The 5,537-nt window shown below is 28.6% G+C and carries 5 protein-coding genes and 1 rRNA gene; 5 read left to right on the top strand and 1 reads right to left on the bottom strand.

All coding sequences use genetic code 11. The annotated features are described in order from the left end of the window. Positions 1-140 precede the first annotated feature (140 nt). From rrf to ACREVX_RS06250, 4 genes are all read left to right on the top strand, one after another. Positions 141-257: ribosomal RNA gene (gene rrf / locus ACREVX_RS06265) — 5S ribosomal RNA — on the top strand. 422 nt (positions 258-679) lie between these two features. Beyond that, complete coding sequence (locus tag ACREVX_RS06260; protein ID WP_431543311.1) at positions 680-1,843, top strand: class I SAM-dependent methyltransferase; 1,164 nt, start codon at positions 680-682, stop codon at positions 1,841-1,843. 71 nt (positions 1,844-1,914) lie between these two features. Next, positions 1,915-2,718: a pyruvate, water dikinase regulatory protein gene (locus tag ACREVX_RS06255; RefSeq protein ID WP_431543310.1), complete on the top strand. Its 804-nt coding sequence runs from the start codon at positions 1,915-1,917 to the stop codon at positions 2,716-2,718. Between the two features lie 85 nt (positions 2,719-2,803). Beyond that, positions 2,804-3,751, top strand: a complete 948-nt coding sequence (locus tag ACREVX_RS06250) for an L-lactate dehydrogenase (RefSeq protein ID WP_431543309.1) — start codon at positions 2,804-2,806, stop codon at positions 3,749-3,751. Between the two features lie 165 nt (positions 3,752-3,916). Here ACREVX_RS06250 and ACREVX_RS06245 read toward each other — a convergent pair whose 3' ends face one another. Next, on the bottom strand, positions 3,917-4,087 hold the full coding sequence (locus ACREVX_RS06245; RefSeq protein WP_431543308.1) for a hypothetical protein: 171 nt from the start codon (positions 4,085-4,087) through the stop codon (positions 3,917-3,919). Between the two features lie 411 nt (positions 4,088-4,498). Between ACREVX_RS06245 and ACREVX_RS06240 the strand changes: the two genes are divergently transcribed. Continuing rightward, positions 4,499-5,221, top strand: coding sequence for a GDSL-type esterase/lipase family protein (locus ACREVX_RS06240; RefSeq protein ID WP_431543307.1), 723 nt, complete (start codon positions 4,499-4,501; stop codon positions 5,219-5,221). Positions 5,222-5,537: the final 316 nt, after the last annotated feature.

Genomic DNA, 5,537 nt, shown 5'->3' with positions numbered 1-5,537 from the left:
AGGGCTTGACCAAGATAAATAAATGTAACAAACATATTAATTTTGCGATACATACTTCATTCGTAAGAATGAAGCAGAGGCTTCGAGCATAGCGAGAAGCCTAGCACTGTGCAATTTTCAGAGAATATTTATATTCTCAATCTGGTAATTATGGCATGAAGGTAACACCCGTTCCCATACCGAACACGAAGGTTAAGCTTCAATGCGCCGATGGTACTGCAGGGGTGACCTTGTGGAAGAGTAGGTTGTCGCCAGGTAATAAAAAAACACTAAGTTTATCTTAGTGTTTTTTTTGCGTAAATATATAAATGGAATAAATATAGTATACACCAAATAACCGATTGTTAGATACTATCGGTTATTTGGTGTATAATTAAATATATAACTAAAAATACGTTGATCTTTTACTAAAGTATGACAAGTTAGGAGGAGATGATTATGACTAATGATTTATTTGAAAAACTTCCAAAGGCAGTAGCCTTTGAGGTTATAAGTACAGATGTTTAGCCACACACTTGGACGTGCGGTTCTAATTGCTACTGCTGAGATATAAGAAAGTTAATTACAGAGTTTATAAAGTAAACAGAAAAAAGGTCTGATTTATAGGATACTTTTAGGTACAATTGAAGAAACTATAAGATAGAAATTAGCTTTAAAATAAATTATAAGGTGTGTTGAAATGGAAGATCTAAAGAACGCGATTAATGAAATAGCAAAAGATGAAATTATAAAATTTATTGTTAGCAATAAAGTTAATAATGATGTTGAGTATAATAAAATAATATTTGTATTAAAAGAAAATGATTTAAAGCAATATTATCAAATAGAAAAATATACCGATAAGCAAGTATTTCATGAAAATATTGATGTAGATATTTTAGGCGAAAAACTATTAGAATATGTATCATCTAGTTATAAACAAGTTGATGCTTGGTCAAATATAATTACATATGAACTTAAAATATCTAAAAAAGGTAAAGTCCATTTGGGCAAAAGAAAAAGTGATAATATAGGCCTAGCTAATAAAAGCCATAACAATGAAAAAAATTACATCCTAAAGGAAGGCATGATTATAGAGCCACTTATAGATTTAGGTATTTTTACAAAAGAGGGCAAAGTTGTTAATTCAAAATATGACAAATATAAGCAAATAAATAAATTCGTTGAAATTATTGATGATGAAATTAAAAAAAATGATTTTAAACAGCTTACTATATTAGATTTTGGCTGTGGTAAATCGTATTTAACATTTGTATTATATTATTACTTTGTAGAAATTAAAAAGATTAATGTAAAAATGATAGGACTCGATCTTAAGGAGGATGTTATTAAAAAGTGTAATGATATAGCTACAAGGTATAATTATCAAAACTTACATTTTGAGCTAGGAGATATTAATGGTTTTAAGTATGATAATAAAGTTGATATGGTCATTACATTACATGCCTGTGATACAGCTACAGACTTTGCTTTATATAATGCAATAAAGTGGAATAGTAGGATGATTTTCTCTGTTCCTTGTTGCCAACATGAATTTAATAGTCAAATTAAGACGGAATCTTTGTCAATATTAACAAAGTATGGGATAATACAAGAAAGAGTTGCTGCTCTTATGACAGATGCGCTGCGGGCAAATCTTTTAGAAAGTGTAGGTTATAAAACTCAGCTTTTAGAATTTATAGATATATCACATTCACCTAAAAATATTTTAATTAGAGCTACGAAAGCTAATATAGCAGAGGATAAAAAAGAAAAATCTTTGTTAGAAGTAAATAATTTAATGAACCAGTTTAACTTAAATTCAACATTATATAATTTATTAAAAAAAGAAAATTTAATATAGGTCTATGCTTAACATGGATAGACTGAAATTTTAAGAGTTTAAAAATATAAAAAGGCAGGTGTTGAGCAAAAGTGTTAACAATATATGCAGTATCAGACTCGATAGGTGAAACAGCGGCACTCGTAGCTAAATCAGTGGCAAGTCAGTTTCCAGGTGATGTAATAATAAAAAGAGTCCCACATGTTAAGACAGCTGAGGATGTTAATAACTTTACTGGAAGAATAGATAGTAATTCAAAGGCAATGATTATTTCAACTATAATAATGGTAGACATAAAAGAATTTTTAGTTCAAAGATGCGCTGAGAAAGGAATATTTGTAACAAATGTTTTGGGACCAGGAATAGGGCTAGCATCTAAGTTATTAAACAAACAGCCAGAATATATTGCCGGGGCAATATGGAATGTTGATAAAGAATATTATAAAAGAATAGAAGCTATGGAGTTTGCTATGCAATACGATGATAGCAAGGATTATAACGGGATAAAGCTTGCAGACGTAGTACTTATTGGTGTTTCTAGAACATCAAAAACACCACTATGTATGTATTTAGCTAATAAAGGGATTAAAGTAATAAATATACCTTTAGTGCCAGAGATTCCTGTTCCAGAAGAGTTATACAATATTCCTGGAAAGAATATTATAGGACTTACAATAAATCCTTTTGAACTTATTGAAATAAGAAAACTTAGAATAGGTAAATTTAATGGACTTAATTCTAATTTTCAATATGCTAATGATGCAAGAATATTAGATGAACTTGATTACGCAGAAAAAATAATGAAAAGAACAAGGTGTTTAATAATAGATGTTACTAAAAGAGCTATAGAGGACACTGCTTTAATTATTATGAAAAGCAGAGGATTAATTAAGTAATTTTATTATAATCATATATTTAAGTGAGTTTATATGGAAAATAACTTTTATAGAATAAAAGTTGTTTAAGAAAGGAAGGTTTTATATGAGAACAAAAGTAAATAAGATATCTATAATTGGAGCGGGATTCGTAGGTTCTACTACGGCATTTGCCCTAATGACTGGTTCACTAGCATCTGAAATTGTAATTGTAGATATAAATAAGGAGAAAGCTGAAGGTGAAGCAATGGATTTATCACATGGTGTATCCTTTGTTAGGCCTATAGAAATAACTTCAGGAGATTATTTAGATACAAAAGATTCAGATATAGTAATAATTACAGCGGGAGTTGGTCAAAAAACTGGGGAATCAAGACTAGATTGTATTTCGAAAAATTTAAAAATATTTAAAAGTATAGTCCCACAGGTTGTAAAATACAGTCCAGATTCAATATTATTAGTAGTGTCAAATCCTGTGGATATATTGACTTATATAACGTATAAGCTTTCAGGATTTCCAAGTAACAGGGTAATAGGTTCGGGAACAGTTCTGGATACCTCAAGATTTAAATACTTGCTTAGTAAACATTTTGAGATTGACCCTAGAAACATACATACCTACATAATGGGTGAACATGGCGACTCTGAAATTGCTACTTGGAGTTTAACAAGTATTGCAGGGATGAACGTTGACGAGTATTGCGCTATCTGTGATAAAAATTGTGGTGGTCAACTGAAGTTTGATATATATAAAGAAGTAAAAGAATCAGCTTACATTATCATTAAAAAAAAGGGAGCGACATATTATGCTGTTGCTCTGGCCATAAAAAGGATAGTTGAGGCAATATTAAGTAATGAGAACTCTATTCTTACAGTATCATCACTGCTTAAAGGTGAATATGGAATTAAGGATATTTACATGGGTGTCCCAACAGTTGTAGGTAGAGAGGGAGTAAAAAAAATATTAGAAGTTAAACTTAGCATGGAGGAAAACGATAAGCTGTTGGAATCATCAAAGGTTCTAAAGTCAGTTATAATAGATTCAAAAATATAGGGCGGGCAAATGATAAAACGAAAAAAATATAAATATATAAAATAAAAAAACAAATTAAACAGCAAAAGTAATCTACTGCTGTTTGATTTGTTTTTTGTAAAAGGAACTAGGGTACATAGACATTAGTATTATGAATTATATAAAAACTACTAATAATTCGTAATTCTAATTATTTTCTTTAGTTATTTTATTAGTTACAAAACGTTCTAACATACCCATTATTTGACCTTTGCTTAATGTGTTGTACCAATCAGTTCTTTCTTCTGGGCTAGTTTCCATCATGTCTTTATTGTAGAAATTATCACCTTTTTTAATTTTTATAAATATTTGATCCATTATTTTACATCTCCCATTAAAATGATTTATTTTTTTGTAAGTTCTATTTTTATTAAAATACTCTACTTAAATATGTCCAACTTATTATAAATTATTCAAACTGTTATACTTTTCTAATTTTACAATAAATAATGTGGCGATTATTGATAGATTTTTTTCATTTAATAAATATTATAGTATATTATATTAACGAAATATAACATATTATACTATAAATATACAAAATGTGCAATGAGGAAAGTATGATATATATGAACAAATCAAATGATATTTTTTTAGTGAAATTGAATATTTTAGAACTTTTGGTTATATTTTTAATTTTTTTCACATTTACTTGAATTTACGACGTGAGTCCCTTAATATTTACATATAGATAGATATTAAATGTTAACTATTCAAGGAGGACAACTTATGAATTATAAAAAAACATCTTATATTCTTGCAGGAATAATTATTCTATTAATAGTTGGGGGTGGAATAGGGGCAAAGATTGGAATTAGTTATATTACTAATAAAACAAATGAAGCAAGTAAAGTTATGAAAGTTGAAAGCTGGGAAGAGACAAATAAAACATTAAAAAAAAGGAGTATTGTTTTTGTGGGAGATTCAATTACTGAATTTTTTAAGGTAGATGAGTTTTTTGAAGATGTGACTGCAATTAATCGTGGAATAGTAGGGGATACTACTGATGAATTATTAGCAAGAATTAAGGAAAGTGTATATGATATCAAACCATCTAAAGCATTTCTTATGATTGGAACAAATGATATTGTTAATGGAAATAGAAATCCTGAATATATAGTTGCAAACATTGGTAGAATAATTGAAGGAATTAAGAGTAATAGTCCAGAAACAAAGATTTATCTTGAATCTGTATATCCTGTCTATAGCATGAAGGATAAAAAATTTGATACTTATATGGTAGGTAAGAGAACAAATGAGATAATAACTGAAATAAATGGTGGTCTTAAGGTTCTAGCTAAGTCTGAAAATATAACATATATTGATGTTTATTCCCATTTAATTGGTGATAATAATCAAATAAAGATAGATTATACTTATGATGGATTACATTTAGATGCTCCAGGATATATTGAGGTGGTAAAAGTGCTTACACCATATGTAGAGAATTAATATAATTCTCTACATATGAAATGTTTTAGCTCCACAGGGTATAATCTAACCATGCGTGTCACAATGCGTAATATTGAATTATATAAATATATTTGTAGAATGATGGAGATAATCTACTTAGGAGTCTTATATGTTTAAATCATGGGTTTATTAATATGATAGAATACTCCTTGTCGTCACTTGATGGCGTAGCGAATTGGTCTTTGAAAATTAAACAGAGAAATAGGTAAACTTAGCAAAATAATATTTTGCTAAACCAGTCAATTACTATAGAAAAGTAATATTAGTCGTAAGACTAAAAAGTATGTAATGAGCT

Source organism: Clostridium sp., assembly GCF_050717545.1.
Classification (GTDB): Bacteria; Bacillota; Clostridia; order Clostridiales; family Clostridiaceae; genus Clostridium_AD.
Note: the sequence above shows the minus strand (reverse complement) of the source record. Positions and strands in the feature narration are given on the sequence as shown.

Excerpts from the sequence above, each read along its gene's own strand:
- ACREVX_RS06245 (WP_431543308.1), bottom strand. The coding sequence starts at position 4,087 with ATGGATCAAATATTTATAAAAATTAAAAAAGGTGATAATTTCTACAAT.
- ACREVX_RS06250 (WP_431543309.1), top strand. The coding sequence starts at position 2,804 with ATGAGAACAAAAGTAAATAAGATATCTATAATTGGAGCGGGATTCGTA.
- ACREVX_RS06240 (WP_431543307.1), top strand. The coding sequence starts at position 4,499 with ATGAATTATAAAAAAACATCTTATATTCTTGCAGGAATAATTATTCTA.
- ACREVX_RS06260 (WP_431543311.1), top strand. The coding sequence starts at position 680 with ATGGAAGATCTAAAGAACGCGATTAATGAAATAGCAAAAGATGAAATT.